At 48.5% G+C, this 20377-nt stretch carries 13 protein-coding genes and 2 pseudogenes; 4 read left to right on the top strand and 11 right to left on the bottom strand.

Going from position 1 to position 20377, the window contains the following annotated elements; genetic code table 11:
* Nucleotides 1–11: 11 nt before the first annotated feature.
* The 3 genes from essB to SC79_RS14345 form a co-directional block, all read right to left on the bottom strand.
* Nucleotides 12–1358 (bottom strand): type VII secretion protein EssB, encoded by a 1347-nt coding sequence (gene essB / locus SC79_RS14355; protein WP_039075624.1) that lies wholly within the window; start codon nucleotides 1356–1358, stop codon nucleotides 12–14.
* Between the two features lie 14 nt (nucleotides 1359–1372).
* Nucleotides 1373–1612 (bottom strand): ESX secretion system protein YukD, encoded by a 240-nt coding sequence (gene yukD, locus SC79_RS14350; protein ID WP_003220663.1) that lies wholly within the window; start codon nucleotides 1610–1612, stop codon nucleotides 1373–1375.
* 70 nt (nucleotides 1613–1682) lie between these two features.
* The gene (locus SC79_RS14345) at nucleotides 1683–1976 is read right to left on the bottom strand and encodes a WXG100 family type VII secretion target (RefSeq protein ID WP_003220661.1); all 294 of its coding nucleotides are present in this window, start codon (nucleotides 1974–1976) and stop codon (nucleotides 1683–1685) included.
* A 468-nt stretch (nucleotides 1977–2444) separates the two neighbouring features.
* Here SC79_RS14345 and SC79_RS14340 point away from each other — a divergent pair.
* The 3 genes and pseudogenes from SC79_RS14340 (at nucleotide 2445) to SC79_RS14330 (ending at nucleotide 5743) form a co-directional block, all read left to right on the top strand.
* Nucleotides 2445–3714: pseudogene (locus SC79_RS14340) on the top strand (PucR family transcriptional regulator).
* 101 nt (nucleotides 3715–3815) lie between these two features.
* Nucleotides 3816–4952, top strand: a complete 1137-nt coding sequence (ald, locus tag SC79_RS14335; protein WP_039075622.1) for an alanine dehydrogenase — start codon at nucleotides 3816–3818, stop codon at nucleotides 4950–4952.
* A gap of 113 nt (nucleotides 4953–5065) precedes the next feature.
* Nucleotides 5066–5743 carry a YukJ family protein gene (locus SC79_RS14330; RefSeq protein ID WP_039075621.1) on the top strand — a complete coding sequence of 226 codons (678 nt, stop codon included), beginning with the start codon at nucleotides 5066–5068 and terminating at the stop codon, nucleotides 5741–5743.
* A 41-nt stretch (nucleotides 5744–5784) separates the two neighbouring features.
* Here the strand turns inward: SC79_RS14330 and SC79_RS14325 are convergent, their stop codons facing one another.
* The 8 genes and pseudogenes from SC79_RS14325 to SC79_RS14290 all read right to left on the bottom strand — a co-directional run bounded on the left by SC79_RS14325 (nucleotide 5785) and on the right by SC79_RS14290 (nucleotide 19670).
* Entirely contained in the window at nucleotides 5785–5994 is a 210-nt protein-coding gene (locus SC79_RS14325) for an MbtH family protein (protein WP_039075620.1), read from the bottom strand.
* A 15-nt stretch (nucleotides 5995–6009) separates the two neighbouring features.
* Nucleotides 6010–13149: an amino acid adenylation domain-containing protein gene (locus tag SC79_RS14320; protein WP_039075619.1), complete on the bottom strand. Its 7140-nt coding sequence runs from the start codon at nucleotides 13147–13149 to the stop codon at nucleotides 6010–6012.
* 19 nt (nucleotides 13150–13168) lie between these two features.
* Complete coding sequence (locus tag SC79_RS14315; protein WP_039075618.1) at nucleotides 13169–14110, bottom strand: isochorismatase; 942 nt, start codon at nucleotides 14108–14110, stop codon at nucleotides 13169–13171.
* A 28-nt stretch (nucleotides 14111–14138) separates the two neighbouring features.
* The gene (locus SC79_RS14310) at nucleotides 14139–15758 is read right to left on the bottom strand and encodes a (2,3-dihydroxybenzoyl)adenylate synthase (protein WP_039075617.1); all 1620 of its coding nucleotides are present in this window, start codon (nucleotides 15756–15758) and stop codon (nucleotides 14139–14141) included.
* A 28-nt stretch (nucleotides 15759–15786) separates the two neighbouring features.
* Entirely contained in the window at nucleotides 15787–16983 is a 1197-nt protein-coding gene (dhbC, locus tag SC79_RS14305) for an isochorismate synthase DhbC (protein WP_039075616.1), read from the bottom strand.
* A 24-nt stretch (nucleotides 16984–17007) separates the two neighbouring features.
* On the bottom strand, nucleotides 17008–17793 hold the full coding sequence (locus SC79_RS14300) for a 2,3-dihydro-2,3-dihydroxybenzoate dehydrogenase (protein ID WP_039075615.1): 786 nt from the start codon (nucleotides 17791–17793) through the stop codon (nucleotides 17008–17010).
* Between the two features lie 200 nt (nucleotides 17794–17993).
* A pseudogene (gene besA / locus SC79_RS14295) lies at nucleotides 17994–18859 on the bottom strand (ferri-bacillibactin esterase BesA).
* Nucleotides 18860–19073: 214 nt separating this feature from the next.
* The gene (locus SC79_RS14290) at nucleotides 19074–19670 is read right to left on the bottom strand and encodes a sulfite oxidase-like oxidoreductase (RefSeq protein ID WP_039075614.1); all 597 of its coding nucleotides are present in this window, start codon (nucleotides 19668–19670) and stop codon (nucleotides 19074–19076) included.
* Between the two features lie 101 nt (nucleotides 19671–19771).
* On the opposite strand from SC79_RS14290, the gene SC79_RS14285 reads away from it, so the two are divergent.
* A complete protein-coding gene (locus SC79_RS14285) occupies nucleotides 19772–20374 on the top strand; it encodes a biotin transporter BioY (protein WP_039075613.1) in 603 nt (200 codons plus the stop codon).
* Nucleotides 20375–20377 lie beyond the last annotated feature (3 nt).

The raw sequence follows: 20377 nt of genomic DNA, 5'->3' as shown, positions 1-20377 counted from the left end.
CATGTCTCACGTTATTTGTCATCTTTTTTCTCATCTTTCTTTTCTGTTTCTTTTTCTTTCTTCGCTTGTTCTTCTTTTTTCGCTTTTTCTTCGGCTGCGGCTTTTTCTTCTGCCGCTTTCTCTTCAGCTTGTTGTTTTTGTTCGTCTGTTTGTGTTTGTTGTTCATCAGTTGTTGAAGACTCAGAGTTCGATTCTTTTTTCTGTTCAGCGTTAGCTTTATTCACTTTATCAAGTTCGCTGTCTACAGAATCAAGTTCTTTTTGAGTCGCTTCATCGTTTCTATCCTCAGCTAAGAGCTGCTGTTTATATTTATAAAGGCCAAGCCAAATATATGGGTTATACTCGAGCTTATGTCCAATACTGATCGCTTCTTTATAATCCCCTCTGCCAATATCAATCCAATAAAGGAAATGCTGTGGTTCAGATTGCAATGTCACCAGCTTCTCAATATTACCCCGTTGATAATCTAAAAGCTGTTTTTCAACTTCTACATAGGAATAAGCAAGCTGATACTGCACCGATTCCGGCAGGCTCTCCGCATCGTATTTCGACAGTGTGCTGATCACCTCACTGTACTGCTTGTTTAAGAAAGCGCGGTTACTGTCCACTATCGCCTGATGCTTTGGCTGTGCGAAAAATAAGGCGTACATCGAATAAATAAGCGCCGGGACCAGCAAAACAATAAGCCCCAGGCCGATGTATCGCTGAATGTTCCACTTCTTTCTCGGAATATGTATGTATGTTTTCGCTTTGGCTTCAAGCTGATCGATATGGGTTTGAATCAGTTCGAGCAGGTCTTCATAGGACGCCGCATCCAATATCGCCTTAGCTTCTTCGGAGAACGTCAGCGTTTCATTGAATTTCAGGTAGTCTTCAAACGCAAAAGCGCCGTCAACTGCCAAAGCCGCTGCGGCTTTCAGCTCCCGCCACACTCTTTCCTCATCTTGCCCGTATGGAGGAATGCTTTCTTTTACGCCGTAATGAAGAAAATAAGGCGTCAGGCCTTTATCGAATACAATGTTTTCAGGAGCGACAATCACATTAAGCCTCGACAGATTGTGATGCTGTACAGCTTGAACAAGCTGATAGGCAAACTGCCATTTGCTTTTTTTATCTTTAGCTTTCATGAAGCGGAATGCTTTATAGGAGGGAGGAGGTTGGATTGTGATGATCACTTCATCATCCGTCACATCGATCTCTTTATGAAAAAAAGGATTTACATCTTTGATCACGTTGGCTTCGAGACCGTCCAGAAGCTTTATTGTTTCCCGCTGAAAGGTAAATGTATAGCCGGCATCTGTTGTCTCGGCAACGGCTTCTAATTGGTTTTCTACATATGATTTTTGTTTATCCGACATTCAACCAGATCCTTTCATAATATTTCAAGCCGGTCTCCGTTTGTAATGCCGCAATCTGACAGCTTGCATTCTCCGGAAAACACCGCATCCTTATTAACCACTCTGATCCAGTGCCCTTCGCGCGGAGGTATAGCTACGCTTTGAGCCTGCCAAGCAATATCAATTACTTTTTTCACCGGGTGGTAATCTGACAATCTGAGATCAAAGACACTGCCGTTATAATGTTTCAAATCTATCGTAATATCTATATACATTTTAGGATCACCCTTACATAGAAAGAGCGCCGTCTTCTCTTGAATCAGGCGCTCCTTCCCTTTCATACTGTTATCCGCGAATTTGATTTGCGATGTCTTGGTCAGTAGACTCAAGTGTATTTGCAGTTTGATCAAGCTGCTGATTCACATCTTGAAGCAAATCTGACATTTTGATAAATGAAGGTTTGAGCTGCTCGTATTGATCTGCGAACGCTTCGCTTGAAGCACCTTCCCACATGCTTTTCAAATCAGAGATCATACGGTTTAAACGATCAACCTGATTTAATACTTCCTGGCTCTCAACGCCGTATTGCTTCGCCATCGCTCTTAGCTCTTCGGGTGTGACACGAATTAATCCTGCCATATTCCTCATTACCTCCTGTGCCATCAGCCTAAATATGGGCTAATTCACTTATTTTTAGAACGTCATTATTATAAAAACAGTTTTTCGGCACAGTCAAACAAATATGTTTTAATTTTACAAAATGAGTCCAATGGTTTATCCCGCATCACTTAAAAATGACATATATTGTTAAACAAGTAGGTTCATTTTCTTAATCTTCTCTTCATCCTCCGAATAATCCAAAAGACCCAAATGATTCTCCAACTCCCAAAAAAAACCTTTCAGAAAATTTGATGCTACAGCACCATTTCTGAAAGGTTCAGTTTTTTTCTTTTCTTCTCGCCGTCTGATGACCTTCTTAAAATTATAATAAGGTAAGCTTACATCATATACGTTTCTTTAGTATACCGTTTACTCGGTTGTTTTGCTTCCGTTCTTTGTTGTTGATTTTCACAAACAACAACAATCATAATAAAAGGTAGAGAATGAATGTCAAAGAGAAATCAAGCATGAAAAAGTAGGGAGATTTATGACCATGCCGAATGATCCGTTTCAATACAGTTTTGACAGACTTGAAGATGTGGCTGATCATATCAGCGACGTGCTGCGTTGCCCTGTCACTATAGAGGATGTCAACCACAAACTGCTTGCCTACAGTACACACAGCGACTGCACAGACCCTGCCCGAACCGCTACAATCATTGGCAGAAGAGTGCCGGAGAAGGTCATTAACAAGTTGTGGAAGGACGGGACGATCCCAACTCTTTTAAAAACGGAACAGCCGATCAGAGTACAGCAGATAGATGAGGTCGGGCTTAGTAACCGTGTTGCCATTTCGATTTGGAAAAACAACCAAGTGCTTGGCTTCATATGGGCGCTTGAGATCCAAAAGACATTGTCTGACGATGATCTGATGACACTGCAAATGGCGGCAAAAGCAGTGAGAAACAAGCTTCTCAAGCTCCAAATCAGAAAAACGAAAAATGAAGAACGAAGCCAAGAGTTTTTCTGGAAAATGCTTACTGGACATATTCACCAGGAGCGCGACATGGCCGATGGATTCCACAAGCTTGGAATGGTTGCTCCTTCTGAGTTTTCCGTGATGATCATCCGGATAAACGGTGAGCTGACGGAAAAAATTGAACAGCAGCTGCAATATTTGCAGGAAACAACCCAGCAGGTTCACGTGCTGCTGACGACCGTGGATTCCAATGAACTTATTATTTTGACCGCGCCCAAAACAGACCGTCCTTTTCAAGATTTAAAACAGTTTGCTTTCAGTACGCAACGACAGCTGAAGGAACGGTATAAAATAGAAGGCGCTTCAATCGCTTTTGGGGGAATATACAACTCTATTTCTTTTGTCTCCCGCTCCTATCAGGAAGCATTGTCCGTTTTAAAAGCGAAGGAACGGTTCGCAGAAGAGACCCAACATCTTTTCAGCTTTTCTGAGCTAGGCATTTATCAATACTTGGATGTCTTAGATGAAAAACGGAAGCAGACGGGATATTTCAATTATTCGCTTTCCAAACTGGAACAGTATGACCGGGATCATCAGTCAGATATGGTAGAAACACTAGAACGTTTTATAGAAGCTGACAGCAACGTGAATACCGCTGCCAAGGTGTTAAATATACATGTTAATACGTTGAATTACCGCCTCAAACGTATCAGCCAGATTGCTGAAATCGATTTAAAAAATATAAATCAAAAATTCACCATTTATTTAGATATCAAGCTTCGGCACATGGATTTGTGAAATTTCACAAATCCATGTTTTTTTATTTTCTTATTCAAACAAAGAATTTTCTAAAGAATCAAGCTACACTAAAAACATCACATGTACAGGAGGAGACAGATATGATCATAGGGGTTCCTAAAGAGATAAAAAACAATGAAAACCGCGTGGCACTAACACCTGGAGGCGTTTCTCAACTCATTTCAAACGGCCACCGGGTGCTCGTTGAAACAGGCGCGGGCCTTGGAAGCGGATTTGAAAATGAAGCCTATGAATCAGCAGGAGCGGAAATCATCGCTGATCCGAAACAGGTATGGGACGCTGAAATGGTCATGAAGGTCAAAGAACCGCTGCCGGAAGAATACGTCTACTTCCGTGAAGGACTTGTGCTGTTTACGTACCTTCATTTGGCAGCTGAGCCTAAGCTTGCACAGGCCTTGAAAGAAAAAGGCGTTACGGCGATCGCATACGAAACGGTTAGTGACGGCCGGTCATTGCCGCTTCTGACGCCAATGTCAGAGGTTGCAGGCAGAATGGCAGCGCAAATCGGAGCTCAATTTTTGGAGAAACCTAAGGGCGGAAAAGGCATTTTGCTTGCCGGAGTGCCAGGCGTTTCCCGCGGCAAAGTAACGATTATCGGAGGAGGCGCCGTCGGCACAAACGCTGCGAAAATGGCTGTCGGACTCGGTGCAGACGTGACTATCATCGACTTAAACGCAGACCGCCTGCGCCAGCTTGATGACATTTTCGGCCATCAGATGAAAACGTTAATGTCAAATCCGGTCAATATCGCAGATGCTGTGGCGGAAGCGGATCTTCTCATTTGCGCGGTATTAATTCCGGGTGCTAAAGCTCCGACTCTTGTCACCGAGGAAATGGTAAAACAAATGAACCCTGGTTCAGTGATTGTCGATGTTGCAATTGACCAAGGCGGCATCGTCGAAACTGTCGACCATATTACCACACATGATCAGCCGACATATGAAAAACACGGCGTTGTCCACTACGCTGTGGCAAACATGCCGGGCGCTGTCCCTCGGACATCAACAATCGCGCTGACAAACGTTACTGTTCCATACGCGCTGCAAATCGCGAACAAAGGAGCAGCAAAAGCGCTCGCAGACAATGCGGCACTGAGAGCCGGTTTAAACACAGCGAACGGACACGTGACCTATGAGGCTGTGGCAAAGGATTTAGGATACGAGTATGTACCTGCAGAGAAGGCTTTAGAGGATGAGTCATCTGTAGCGGGTGCTTAATTCACATGAAGCCTGCAGAAAGATTTTCTGCAGGCTTTTTTTATCTTTTAAAAGGAAAAGAGGAACCATTTCACGAACTAAGACGATGAACTCGATCATAAAGGGGGATTCATATGGCTGTTCAGCAATATGGCGTTTTAAAAGGCATTGTCTTAGACATGAAGCGGGAAACAGATGATGACAGTCCTCATTTCCAAGTCAAAGTGCTTGGTGAGGAGAATACGTATTACAGGTGCGCCATCAATGTGATGTCCAGCTCTGAGGAATCTGAAGTATTGTATGTGGCAGATGATCAGTTTAATTCAAGCACGATCACCACCCTTCCGAACATGCCGTATGGATACGCAAGGATCACCGAGGCAAACCGTGAAATCGCACTGGATTACGTGCGGGGCCATTTGTTTGACTCGCGGGAAATGAAGCCTTTGCGGCATGAAATTACGGGGCCTGATAATGATTTAAATGATTTCATTGAAACGTACATGAAGAAAGCGCTAGTAGAGAAAGCGCCGGTTTATCTTTTTGGCTCAAAATTCGGGCCGGAACAGACTGCAGATAAAATATTCGGATTTACTCCGACTAACGGCATGCACAATATCCATATGAATCAAGGAAATGCAATGGATAGCCGCTGGAAAAAAGACAACGGTTCATGGCATGACGGAGGCATTCTGATTCAATTTGCCGATCAGTGGGCCGCTGTGTTTTTAGCATTTTTATCCCAATCTTGGTGTACGGATGAAAACGGAAACCCCGTCAGAGATTGTGATCATACCCAAACGCCTGCATAAATAGAAGAAAGAGACTGCGGCGAGCAGTCTCTTTTTTGCTATTACACATTTTCAACCGTTTTTAGGCTATTTGGCCTCATATCGCTCCAATGCGATTGGATATAGTCTAGACAAGCTTCACGCCCTTTTTGCTCATGAACGACTGTCCAGCCGCTCGGCACATCGATAAAACCGGGCCACAAAGAATATTGGCCCTCCTCATTAATCAGCACTAAATATGTGCCATTCGCATCTTCAAAAGGATTTGCCATCTCTTTCTTCCCCCTTTATTTATTCATTTCTTCCAGTTTGACAGCGAGAACCTTGCCGATTTGAGCGAGCGGTTCGGGCTGGCAAAGATCTTTATGACGGCAGTCGATGTCGATTTGTTCAATTTGTCCGTTAATATAAGGCTTCCACGAATCTGGTTCAATCGGATCAAACCATTCAGGAATGATTGTTGATCTGAAAAATAAGACATTTCCCCGGAAGGTTTTCGGCTTATATGAGCCTAAAATGCCGACAGAATTGACATAGGTGTTCTTCAGATTTAAAATGACTGATTCATCCAGGCTCGCAAGCGCGCTGCCGTCACGGCGAAGAATCTCAATCGCCGTTTCAAAATCAAGCGGTTTATCGCCTAAGCTGTCTGGATCGTACCCGCCTAACGCCAGAAGGGCAATAAGCGCTTCCTCATCATCCGGCGCCTCTTTTATAGGAAGGAAGTGGTTCGGGTAAGCATCCAGCATCACCAGCAGAGATATTTCTTCTCCTTGATGTTGCAGCTGGGTTGCCATTGCTTGAATAACATTCCCGCCAAGGGACCAGCCCAGCAGATGGTACGGGCCTTTCGGCTGAACCGTTCTGATTTGTTCAATATAATCGGCAGCCATGTCATCAAGTGTTTTCGGAAGCTCCTCGCGCTGCCCGATACCCCGTGCCTGCAATCCGTAGATCGGATAATCGGTTCCTACATTCGTCATCAAACCGGCATAGCACCAGCTGAGACCGCCTGCCGGATGCACACAGAATAAAGGAGGCTTGTCTCCGCTTGTTCGGAGAGGCAACAGAACGTCAAGTGCGCTTTGGCTTGATCCCATTTCAAGTCTTTCAGCAAGCCCGGCAACAGTCGGCGCTTCGAATAGGACGCCGATGCTCAGTTCAACACCGAGCGCTTCGCGGATGCGGCTCATCAGCTGAACAGCAAGCAGGGAATGGCCGCCTACATCAAAGAAACGGTCATCAATACCGACACGCGGCAAGTGAAGCACCTCCATGAACAGGTCACAAAGGATTTCTTCCTGCGGTGTTCTTGGTCCGCGTCCTGTCACTGCCGCTGTGAAATCCGGAGCGGGCAGCGCTTTACGGTCAAGCTTTCCATTCGGTGTCAACGGCAATTCTTCCATCGCCACAAAGGCAGAAGGCACCATGTAATCCGGGAGCCTCTCAGCAGCAGATTTGCGCAGTTCCGCCGGATTAAACGTTTCTTCCGAAGAAGGTATGACATAAGCTGCCAACCGTTTATCTCCCGGCTGATCCTCACGCACGATTACTGCCGCATCTTCAAGCTGCGAATGCTGAACGAGCGCAGCTTCAATTTCTCCCAGTTCAATCCGGAAGCCCCGAATTTTCACTTGATGATCGGCACGGCCGACATAGTCGAGAGAGCCATCAGCGCGGAGGCGGGCCACATCTCCAGTGCGATACATCCGAGTGCCCCGAGGACCGAACGGATCGGCTATGAAGCGTTCCGCTGTTAGGCCAGACCGCCCTAGATAGCCTCTTGCCAATCCCGCTCCTGATACATACATCTCTCCGGCAACACCCGGCGGCACCGGCTGCAAGCGCTCATCCAGCACATATACGCCAAGATCGGGAATGCCGCATCCGATCAAGCTGTTTGCCCGTAAAGCCGCAATTTCTCGGTCTAATTCAATATAGCTGACATGCACTGTCGTTTCTGTAATCCCATACATATTGATCAGCTGCGGTCTATTTTCAGGGTGGCGGTTATACCAATCCTCTAGACGGCTGAGTTCAAGCGCTTCCCCGCCAAAAATGACATAGCGCAGACTGAGTGCCTGACCGAGATCCGGCTGCTCTCGTTCCGCTTGCATCAACTGATAGAAAGCGGACGGTGTCTGATTCAGAACGGTCACCCCCTCTTTGACAAGCAGGCGGAGAAACGATTCTGGCGATCTGCTGACGTGATGAGGCACGATCACAAGACGTCCGCCATGCAGCAGTGGACCCCAAATCTCCCACACCGAAAAGTCAAACGCATAGGAATGGAACATGGTCCAGGTATCGTCTGAGCTGAAATGGAACCAGTGATCAGTGGCTGCAAATAAACGCGTTACGTTTTGGTGAGGAATCATCACACCTTTTGGAACACCCGTTGAGCCTGATGTATATATAACATACGCCGTATTCAAAGGAGAAAGCGGCTGAATTCTATCTGTATTATTTGGATTCTCAGCAGGGTATCTGTTTAGTTTCTCTGCCAGTTCGGGATCATCCAACACGATTTTCGGCACGTTTTCCGCTGGCGGAATGTGCGCTGCAGCTTTTATGTTCGTCATGATAAACGCCGGCTGCGCATCCTTCAGCATAAAAGCGATTCGGTCTGCCGGATAGTCAGGATCGAGAGGCAAATAAGCCGCGCCGGCTTTCAGCACCGCCAATAGCCCGACAGCCATTTCCAATGATCGAGGCAGTGCCAAAGCGACAAATTGCTCCGGCCCGACGCCTTCGCTGATCAGCATTCGTGCAAGGCGATTTGCTCGTTCATTCAGCTCAGCATAGCTCAGCGCCTGATCTTCATACACAACAGCAATGGCATCCGGTCTTAAAGCAGCCTGCTTCTCAAACTGCTCCGGCAAACATGCGTGCGGAAGCTTGTCAGAAACACTATGCCAATCTGTCACCATGCTGCTGCGCTCCTCTGGTGCAAGGATGTCCAGATTTCCAATGTGCTGGTCGGGATCAGATTCGGCAGCCTCAAGCAGGCGCATCAGACGGTCAGCAAGAGCTTGTGCAGTTTCCTGCTTGAAAAGATCCGTGCTGTACTCGAGCAGCCCTTCCAATCCGTTTGGAGTCCCGTCAGCAAGACGGTTTTCACTGATTTCAAGCGTCAAATCAAACTTGGCAGATCCGACACTATGGATCTGCAGGCTGCTGTCCATGTCAGGAAGATGCAGTTCAGCGTCCGGTGTGTTTTGGAACGCAAGCATGATTTGGAATAAAGGATGCGTCGCACGCGATCGAGCCGGATTGAGCACCTCAACGAGTCTCTCAAACGGCAGATCCTGATTTTCATAGGCTGCCAGATTCACTTCCCTCACTCTGTCAAGAAGCTCACGGAAGCTTGGATCACCGGACGTATCGGTTCTGAGCACCAATGTATTGATAAACAGCCCCACCAAATCGCCCAACGCATCATCATTCCGCCCCGCGATCGGACTGCCGACCGGAATATCAGTGCCCGCCCCGAGCCTTGTCAATAAAGCGGCGAGACCGGATTGAAGCACCATAAACAGACTCACCCTATTTGCGCGGGCCAACTCCTGCAATCGCTTGTGCAGCTCGGGCTCAATGCGGAAATGAATCGTGTCCCCATCATGACTCGGCTCAGCCGGACGTGAATAATCTGTTGGCAGTTCAAGCTGATCAGGCAAATTCCTGAGGGTTTCTTTCCAGAAAGCAAGCTGTCCGGCAATCAAACTATTTGGATCATCGCCGCTTCCGAGCAGTTCTTGCTGCCAAAGCGCATAGTCTGCATATTGCACAGCAAGGGGCGCCCATTCAGGAGCTTTACCGTGGCAGCGAGCCGCATATGCCGCCCCAAGATCTCGGGTCAGAGGCGTTAAGGACCAGCCATCTCCGACAATATGATGCACGAGGAGGAGCAGCACGCACTCGCCAGGACCGATGACAAAAAGCTCGGCACGAAAAGCAGGTTCAGCTGCAAGATCAAAACTGTAGCGCACAGCTTCGGCAAGCCGCTCAGAAAGTTCCTTCTCAGCCATTTCTGTAACATGTAAAACAGGCCGGGCTTGATCAGCGTCTAAAATATGCTGATAGGATGTCCCCTGTGATTCAGGGAAGATCGTCCGAAGGCTTTCATGGCGGCAGACGAGATCATAAAGTGCCGCTTGCAGCACACTTTGATCCAGCTCACCCGACAAACGGATAGCAACCGGAATATTATAAGTGGGGCTCGGCCCTTCCAGACAATGGAGGAACCACAGCCGGCGCTGGGCAAAAGATAGCGGGATCTTTTCAGGCCGCTCAGCTCTTTGCAACGCGGGACGCACACTCTGCGCCTGATCAAGATGGGCAGCTAGTCCGGCTACTGTCGGTTCGTCAAAGAGCTTGGCGATACCGAGTTCGGCGCCCATTACCTCACGAATGCGGCTCATCAGACGGGCTGCAAGAAGAGAATGACCGCCAAGCTCGAAGAAACTGTCATCAATGCCGACGCGTGCCAAACCAAGAACCTCGGCAAACAAGTCACACAATATCTCTTCTTGTGGCGTCCTCGGTCCCCGATCGCTGACAGATGTGCTAAAATCAGGCGCTGGCAGCGCTTTTCGATTAAGCTTGCCATTAGGTGTTAATGGCAGTTCGTCCATCTCCACAAATGCCGCCGGCACCATATAATCTGGAAGACTGGCGCCCACAAAACGGCGAAGCTCGGCAGTATCAATAGCTGCTGCAGCGACTATATATGCCACCAATCGTTTGTCTCCCGGCTGATCTTCTCGAACAACAACCGCGGCCTGTTCAATGTCCGGATGCTTGGCAAGCACGGCATCAATTTCTCCAAGTTCAATTCGGAATCCGCGGATTTTAATTTGATGATCCGCCCGTCCGATATAATCCAAAGAGCCATCAGCGCGCCAGCGGGCCTGGTCTCCGGTTCGATACATCCGAGTCCCCGGCGGTCCGTATGGATCTGCAATAAAGCGCTCAGCCGTTAAATCAGGGCGGCGGAAATAACCTCTGGCCAAGCCGGTTCCTGCAATATAAAGCTCTCCGACAACGCCCGGCGGCACTGGCTGCAAACCGTGATCAAGCACATATACCTGCGTGTTCCAAATCGGTTTGCCAATCGGCGGAACGCCCTTCACCCCTTTTTCAAGAAAAGCTGCTGCAGACCAAATCGTTGTTTCAGTCGGGCCGTATAAGTTCGTGACTGGACACTGGAGCTCGTGTAGCGCCTGCAAAAGGCCGCTCGGCAGCGCCTCGCCTCCAACAAGCACTCTGAGCCCCCGAAGTGTCTCAGGTTCATTCGTCACCAGAGCATGCCATAGTGTCGGTGTCGCCTGCATAATATTGATATCGAAATATTCAATCATTTGAGCTAATATCTGTGGCTCACGGATCGTTTCTTTCTTGGCGATCACGATTTGCGCCCCGCTGATAAGCGGAAGAAATAACTCCAATGCCGAAATATCAAAAGCGACAGTTGTCACAGCCAACAGCCTGTCTTCTTCTCCTAGAGAAAATGCCTCCTGCATGGACAGCAGAAAATTACTCAAGCTTTTCAGCGGAACAACGACACCCTTCGGCCTTCCTGTTGAACCTGAGGTATAGATGATATACGCAGGATGAGCAAGAGAAACCGATACATTGGGATTGCCAGGCGAATAACGTTTTACAATCTCCTGCGTCACAGTCTGATCAAGCACAAGCTGCGGAACAGACAGGCCATCAGCCAGACGGGCTGTTATTTCCTCAGTCGTTATGATGCATGAAGGTTTCGCGTCCTCGAGCATGTAAGAAATTCGGTCGGCCGGAAACTCGGGATCGAGCGGAAGATACGCCGCACCAGTCTTTAGTACAGCAAGCATCGAAGCGACCATCTCTGGGGAACGCGGCAGCGCCAAAGCGACATATTGCTCAGGACCCAGCCCTTTTTCGATCAACAGATGCGCGAGACGGTTCGCCTTTTCATTTAGCTCTTGATAGTTTACTTGAACGCCATCACATATGAGAGCGATACGTTCAGGCGTAAGGATTGCCTGCCTTTCAAACATGTCCCGAAGGCTGCGCAGCTTCTCAGATTTTGCCGTCTCATTCCATTCACGAATGACTTGTTTTTTCTCCTCTGCCAATAGAAGCTCCATTTGCCCTATCAGCATGTCTTCCCCGGCTGATGCCGTTTGCATCAGCTGCAAAATACGCTGCTGATGCAGCTGAATATCAAACTCGCTGTAAACCTCAGGATTCGCGTCTATATCAATCCGCAGCCCTCTGCCGTCCGTTCTGTCATAGACATTGATTGATAGATCATCGACAGGACCGGCTGAGAGATTATGCGTTGTTCCCTGGGCCCCGGCAAAGTCGAGACCGTAATCAAATGGCATGAGGTTCATTTGCGGACCAAATAACCTATGGTTTTCTCCTATCAATTTCAGATCGCGCCGAAGCTCTTCATGGCGATACTTATGATGTCGCCGTAAACTGCGGATTTCCCGGGAAATTTGCTGAATAAGTTCAGAAAAGCTCATCGAAGAGCTGACAGAAAGCCGGAGAGGGAGAAGATTCATCACCATAGCCGGCACTTTCAGTGATGCGGACCCTATCCGTCCCATCATGGGCAGACCGAGCACAACATCCTCAGCGCCAGTCATGCGGTGCACATAAACAGCTGTCACCGCAATCATGACTTCATGCCAGGTTCCTGAGAAATAGCGCGCCGCTTCTTTTAACGTGTTTACATCAGATAGAGGCAGATGCGCCGTATGACGAAGAAAACGGTTAGATGTTCTTGGCGCACGATCAGCCAAACTCACAACCTCAGGTTCATCAGCAAAACGATTCAGCCAGAATCGACGATCCTTCTCGTACTGCTCTGATGCGCGATAATCTGCATCCTCCTCCAAAATGGCCCGGAGAGAACCAAAGGAACGACCATCAGTTGATTGTCCTTTCATAAGCGCGGCATACGTACTTGCCACACGCTGGGCAATGAGGGAAAAACCGAAGCCGTCAATCGCAATATGGTGAATGCGCTGATACCAAAAGAAACGATCAGGTCCGGCTAAAAACAGAGCTTCATTGAACAAAGGGTCATATCTTAAATCGACTGGCTTTGCCAAATCGGCCTTCATCCAGTGTAATGCTGTTTTTTCCGGATCAGGCTCAGAGCTGACATCAATAACATGCAGCTGTACATCTGGAGACGGGTTCAGCATCTGCCAAGGCCCGTCCATGTTTTCACCGAAGCGGACATGCAGCGATTCCGCTTCCTTTATCACACGCCGCAAAGCTTCTTCAAAAAGAGCAATATTGAGTGTTCCATTGATTTCTATATATTCCGCCGTATTGTAGATTGGATTGTCCGGATCAAGCTGCTGTGCAAACCATATGCCGGTTTGCGCTCCGGTCAAAGAATATTGAAGGTCTTTTGTATCAGGCATCCGTTTGTTTACCCTCCCTTTATAAATAATCCGCGTTTGGCAGCACTTGCTGGCTGCGGGTTGTGAGCAATTTCTGCCAGTCTTCGATCGTCGGGCGTTCAGCCAGTTCAACGAATGTCACCTCAGCTCCTTCACGGCGCCATTGTTCTACCAATGTCATGATCCTTACCGAATCAAGCCCGTGTTCGAGCAAATCCTCTTGATCTGTAATCTCCTCAGGTGTTTCTTGAAGAAGTTCAGCAATTTGTTTACGGATGTTCTCACATGTAAACACTTCTTTGCCAGTCGTTACGGACGTTTTCTGAGCAGGTGCAGGTGCAGGCGCATTCTTCAGCTGATCGAGAAGACTATCAGTCATCACGGTAAATGCGCAGCGCCCCGCGGCATAATCCAGCGCCATTTGATGTTTTTCTAATGAAAAATCAGCAACCGCGTCTCCCACGAAAAAGGCTTCAATGTCCTCCATAAATGCTTCACATGCTGTAACGAGACAGCCAATATGGGCGTAAATCCCGGAAATGATCAGCTGATCGCGCCCCTCTTTGCGCATGATCTCAAGCAGATTCGTTCTCTTAAACGCACTGTATCTCCATTTTGTCAGCACGAGATCAGCATCTTCCGGTGCCAGTTCGGTGATGATTTTCTCCTCATAAGGGCCGCTGTTTAACCCCGGACCCCAAAAGTCTGTCAGCAGCGCCCGATCAGCCGGGTTTTGGCTTCCAGGCTGCGCGGTATAGACAACAGGAATTCCAAACTGGGCACATTGATCCTTCAGCTTCCGTATATTTGCTGAAAGCTCTGTTACCGGTGACGATCCCGCTGTGAAAGCATCGACAAAATAGTTTTGCATATCGTGTATTAACAGAACTGCCCGATTGGGATCAGGCACCCATGAAACTTTGTTTTTCGGCATATCAGACGCTTTCGGCATTTGATACGGCTGAATGGCAGGTATAGCCATTTGAACACTCCCTCTCAAATTGTTTGTTTTAGTTTTTTGAACCTGCAAGAAGCTTCTCGGCAATGGCTTCTCGAAGCGCTTTTTTGCTGACTTTTCCCACCCCTGTCTGCGGGAAGGAGCCAACAAATTCAATGCGGTCGGGGATCTTGTATGCAGCCAGTCCGCGTTCTCTCAAAAACGCTTTGAGCACTGCGGCTTTCGGGGCTTCATCCCGGGGAATAATGAACACACAAGATCTTTCGCCAAGAAATTGGTCAGGCATGGAAACCATGGCCGCATCATGGACATCCGGATGCGCCAGCAGATGATTTTCTACCTCTTCAGCCGCCACTTTTTCTCCCCCGCGGTTAATTTGGTCCTTCGCACGGCCTTCAACGACAATGTATCCGTCTGGTGTCATCCTGACGATGTCACCTGTGCGGTAAAAACCGTCCTTCGTAAATGAAGCAGCGTTATGCTCTTCTGCCTTATAGTAACCCCGAATCGTGTACGGCCCTCGCGTCAGCAGATGACCTGTTTCACCGGGTTTTACGTCACGCTCCTGATCATCCCAAACACGCACTTCATCAAACGGGGACATCGGTTTTCCTTGGGTGTTGACAATGACTTCCTCAGAGTCATCCAGTCTCGTATAATTGACCAAACCCTCTGCCATTCCGAATACCTGCTGCAGCGTGCAGCCGAATACAGCTTTTACCTTTCGCGCAGCTTCAGCGCTAAACTTGGCGCCGCCGACCTGCAGCACTTGAAGGCTGGATAGATCGTCATCGCGTGTGGATGCCGCCTCCATCCATACCATCGCAAGAGGCGGAACGAGAGCGGTAATCGTGACTTGTTCCCGTTCAATCAAAGGAAATGCGTCATCTGGACTTGGAGAAGGAGATAATACCACTCTTCCTCCAGCGTATAATACGCCGAGAACCCCGGGAGAGCTCAGCGGGTAATTGTGCGCCATCGGCAATGCCGCCAAATACACCGTGCTGTGGTCGAGCCAGCAGACCTCTACACTCCGCTTCAGACTGTAAATATAATCATCGTGGGTCCTCGGAATCAGTTTCGAGAGGCCGGTGCTTCCGCCAGAAAGCTGAAGGAAAGCCACGTCCGAAGCTTTGACCTCAGGAAAGGTTTCAGGTTCTGTATGCAAATCCTCCAGCGGCAAAAATTCCTCTGCCTCACCTGCGACAATGACATGTTTTAAAGATGGCCATTTGCTTTGAACCTGTCTGGCAAGTGAACGGTAGTCAAAGCCGGAATAAGAGTCGGGAATGATATAAGCAGCCGCTTCAGCAAACTCGCAAAAATATGTAATTTCACTGCTTCGATGTGAAGGCAGTGCGAAGACCGGGAGCGCCCCCAGACGGAAGAGCGCGAAAATGACTTCAAAAAACTCTGCGATATTCGGCAGCTGCACCACAACACGATCCATCTGTTGAATGCCGAGCTTCTGAAAACCGGCAGCCACGCGATCAACCCTCGTGTCAAGCTCCTGATAACTCCAATGGGTATTTCCGCAAGTAATGGCGATGCGGTCTCCATGTTTGGCAGCCCGGTCCCTTAACAAATCCCCAAACGTCTCACCGGCCCAGCAGCCATTCTTCCGATATGCCTCAGCTATCTCATCAGGCCAAGGCGTACATCCATTCAGCATGTTGCATCCCTCCAGCAATTCATTCTGATCATAAATGATTCACGCCCATTGCCCGCAGCATTGTCCGAAACTTCGCGGATGTCTCCTGAAGCTCGTCCTCGGGTTTTGATCCGGCAACAACACCGGCTCCTGCATACAGGCGAAGCGAGCGTTCTTCTGCCTCTGCACAGCGGATCGTCACGATCCATTCTCCGTCCCCCGCATCATCGCACCAGCCAAGCATACCCGTGAAGAAACCGCGGTCAAACGGTTCAATGCTGAGAATCGCTTCTCTTGCAAGATCAGTCGGTGTTCCGCAGACGGCCGGTGTCGGATGGAGCGCGGCAGCCAATTCCAGTGCGGTTACAGACGGATCGGAAAGTTCTCCTTTAATCACACTGGACAGATGCCACATCGTCTCCGTTTTGATCAGTGAAGGCTTATCCGGAACATCCAGCGTCCGGCAGAAAGGCCGCAGCGCTGCCGCAACCGCGTCAGCCACAACCGCATGCTCATGGAGATCCTTTGCGGAAGAAAGCAATTCAGCAGCCCGGCGCTCGTCTTCCACAGGATCATCACTGCGAGGCCTTGAGCCGGCTAATGGATTGGAAACAACATGAGTTCCCATTCTTGAAACGAGAAGCTCTGGACTTGCACCGAGCAATGTTCGGCGGGAAGACGGTTCCGCTTGGCTGGACACGTCTGCGGCAAATGTGTAGCCGTGCGTGTTATGCCACGCCAGATGGCGAAGCAGTTCATCCGTCTGAATCGGTTCTGACGATGTCAAATGCAGCGATCTGGACATGACGATCTTGCTGAGCGTGCCATTGCCAATGCGTGCCAGTCCTTGCTCGACGCCATTTTTGTATTCTTCTGGTGCAGGAACAGGCTCTATGTGGTATGTATTTTCCGGCTGCTGTTCATTCTCCGTATAATCAAATTGAAGCGGTCCTGATGAGCGCACCTCTTCAGGAACAATAAGCCGAGCTTCTTTTACATGGTCAAAAGGAACGGCTCCGACAACAAGCGGGCGGCTTTGTCCCGATTGCTTCGCTTGACGCAGCGTTTCTGCAATACGTCTGGAAAGGGTTTCAATTTGGTTTTGCCCTTCTGCCTTCGGTACGATTTCCCTTACGCCTTTCGCTAACAGTACGCGATGAGGGGATGCGATGAAAAAATCACCCGGCTGATACTCGTGAAGCACATGCTCCGCTTTTGTTTCTGACATAACGTTTTGTTTCAGCATTCTCATAAACCTCCTTTAAATGAGTTACACGCCTAAGGTCGCGCCGCCATCTACGCATAAATTATGCATAGTTATATGCCCCGCCTGGCCAGAAACCAGAAAAAGCACGGCACCCGCAATATCCGAAGGCTGAGCCAGTTTTTTGAGCGGGATTCCCGTCTTATATGTCTCAAGTGATCCTTTTATGACTTGCTCTGCTCCATTTTCATCGGCCCATAATGACCACTGCATGTCTGTTTCTGTTGAACCGGGAGATACCACATTGCAGCGGATATGATATTCTGCAAGCTCAAGGCCAAGACATTTCGTAAACATCACAGCCGCAGCCTTTGAAGAGGCATATGCCGCCATTGATGTCCTCGGCACACCGGCAGCATTCGATCCGACCGTTACAATCGAACCCGATCTCCGGTCCATCATATATTTGCTGACTGAACGCGAGACGTTAAACACGCCGGTCGAATTCACTGAGAACGTGGCCTCCCATTCTTCATCACTGAGTGTATGGATCAGCCCCGGGCGAAGGACACCTGCTACATTCACCAACATATCGATCGGCCCCATTTCACGTTCGATGCGCGCCGTGGTCTCGTCAATCGCCGCGCTGTCTCTCACATCCGCAGGAAAGGCTTCCGCATGGCAGCCTTCGTCTTTGAGGCTATTCACAACCTTTTGAAGCTTTTCAGGATGATAATCGACTGCTGCAATGTGCGCGCCTTGATCGGCAAGCGTCCGCGCAACAGCTTCACCTATTCCTTGGGCAGCTCCAGTTATCAAAGCAATTTTGCCCTTTATACCCATAGCATCCATATCATCAATTCCTTTCTTTGCTTCAGATGCCGAACGGGCATCCAGCGAAAAAGACTATGGCGCCTCGACAAGAAAAGCGCAACTCATTGATAATGATTATCATTATCAATTATAAAAATAATCATATCCAAATGTCATGTGACAGTCAAATATAATTTCAGTGATGACTATTTATTTTTAGAAGCAAGGCTGAGAATGCCTCAGCCCATTGACATATGCGGTCCGTCAGGGTGAAGCGCAAAACGCAGCGCCCGGCTGACCAAAACAGGAAGAACAGAAATATGCCCTTCTCCTGAAAACTCGCAAAATTCTGCCCGTATGCCTTGTTCAGATAAAACGGCCAGCCGCTCGTAAAGCTCCCTCGCATTATCGTTCATCCGGCTTTTATGATGCTGCTCCAATTCTCCTGCGGCAAGCAGGAGATTGATAGCCTGATTGTTTTCTTTAAGCGGGAGACGAAATGGGCCGTTTTTTCGAGAATAAATGGTTTATTCCAATGAATAGAAGGACTTCCCGCGACATACGTTTGAAACGCATCCGGCTTTGTTAACAGCACCTGCAACACGAACAGCCCCCCAAGTGAGTGGCCAAAGATTGTTTGTCTGTTTCTGTCAATCTGGTAATCTCGTTCTATCTCCGGTTTCAGATCCTCCTCAATAAAACTGAAGAATCCCTCTGCTCCGCCATGTTCCGGCCAATCTATTCCGTCGGGCCTTTTCGGCAGCTTTGATTCAGCCGTCGGCATTGTAAAATCCCGGTGACGCGCTGAGGAAAACGGTTCTGCTGTCTCATAGCCAATGCCGACGATCACAGCAGGGATCACCCCGGTTTTTTCAGGACGGCGCCCCTGTATTCGAACGGCTTCCGCCATCGTTCCGAAGACAGAATTGGCATCCAGCAGATAAATCACAGGATAACCAGCGCGCGGCGGCGGCGTACTCGGTTTCGAAATGAAAATTTGATAGGTACGGTTGTGATCGCGTGAAGACATTATACGCACTTCCGTACCCGGAATGGTATATGAGTTTTGTGTCCCACCTTTCGCCCGGTCGATTTTCTCTCTCATGCAGTACAACATTCCTCTCCTTAAACCAAAACCACAAATTGTGATAATGATTTTCACTATCAACTAGACAACTCAAATAATAGGTTTTCTTCCAAAGAAAGTCAACTTTTTCCCGAATAAAAAAGGCACCTTCATCAAATAAGGTACCTGAAGACTAATGATATGGAAATAAAAACCTGATAAGGATGCAGATTGTCCTGCATGAAACAGAACCTTAATCCCAAGTAAATCTTTGATTTTGCCAAGGATCGCCTCTCATATGATAACCATTCTGCTCCCAAAAGCCAGGATGGTTCTCTTTCGTAAATTGGATGCCGCGCAACCACTTGGCGCTTTTCCAAAAATACAGATGCGGAAACACCCCCCGCAGCGGAAAGCCGTGTTCAGGCGTTAAGGGTTCGCCGTTATGCGCATAGGCCAGAAGGGAGGTTTCCGCTAAAAAATCATCGAGCGGCAGATTGGTCGTCCACCCCTCTTCCGCATGTAAAATGACGTAGCCCGCTTCTTTTTTGACACCCGCTTTTTCCGCTAGATCACGAGCACGCACGCCCTGCCACACATTATCAAGCCGTGACCACCCCGTGACGCAATGGATGTCATTTTTCGATTCGTACTGAGGAAAGGCTTTGACATCTTCAAAGCTTAGCAGCATCGGATGGTCAACCAATCCGTATATTTGAAGGTTCCATTTGGCCATATCCTCGTAATATGGAACATTTCCCGTATGAAGCACAGGAAATGAGGTTGTGACGTTTTGATTTGGCGGTACTCTCCCCGATTGATCGGATTGTTTTGTTTTTCCGAAATACATACAAAACCTCCTTTTTGTTAACCTAATTTCGAATTATGTTGACAATCTTTCTGTTCTTTATTACGCTATGATTGTGAATGTAAACCTAAGGGGGAACAACAATGAAACAACATAGACTTCGTGCGGGAGATATGGCGCTGATTGGGATGTTCGCCGCACTTATGGCCGTCGGCGCCAATCTTACTTCAGTGGCGCCCTTTTTACAAGTAGCCGGCATTCCGTTGTCGATGCAGCCGTTCTTCTGTCTCTTGGCAGCCTTGCTTCTCGGCAGCAAACGAGCAGGTATTGCCATGATTGTATATGCGCTTGTCGGATTGGCCGGAGCGCCTGTGTTTGCTCAATTTTCAGCCGGCTTCGCACCGTTTGTAGGAAAAAGTGGCGGGTTTATTCTCTCATACATCCCGGCAGCGTTTGCAGCTGGATGGTTTTTAGAGCGCAAAGCGCAGCCGGGCAACACCCGATTTCTGATTGCTTCTCTTATTGGAACGGCCATCATGTATATCATCGGGACTACCTATATGTATCTTGCACTGAACCTATGGATTCATACGCCAGTGAGCTACGTCACGGCTTGGGGCTTTATGACTTGGTTTATGGTAAAAGACACGGCGCTGGCTGTGGTGCTGGCGTTTATCGCACCTGCGATCTACCGCTCTATTCAGAAAGCAACCGGCTTTAACAGAAATCACATATCGTCCACGTGAAAA

This window comes from Bacillus sp. MSP13, assembly GCF_000815295.1.
In the GTDB taxonomy this organism is placed as follows: Bacteria; Bacillota; Bacilli; order Bacillales; family Bacillaceae; genus Bacillus; species Bacillus vallismortis.
The sequence above is the reverse complement of the archived record's forward strand: the minus strand, read 5'-3'. Positions and strand labels throughout refer to the sequence as shown.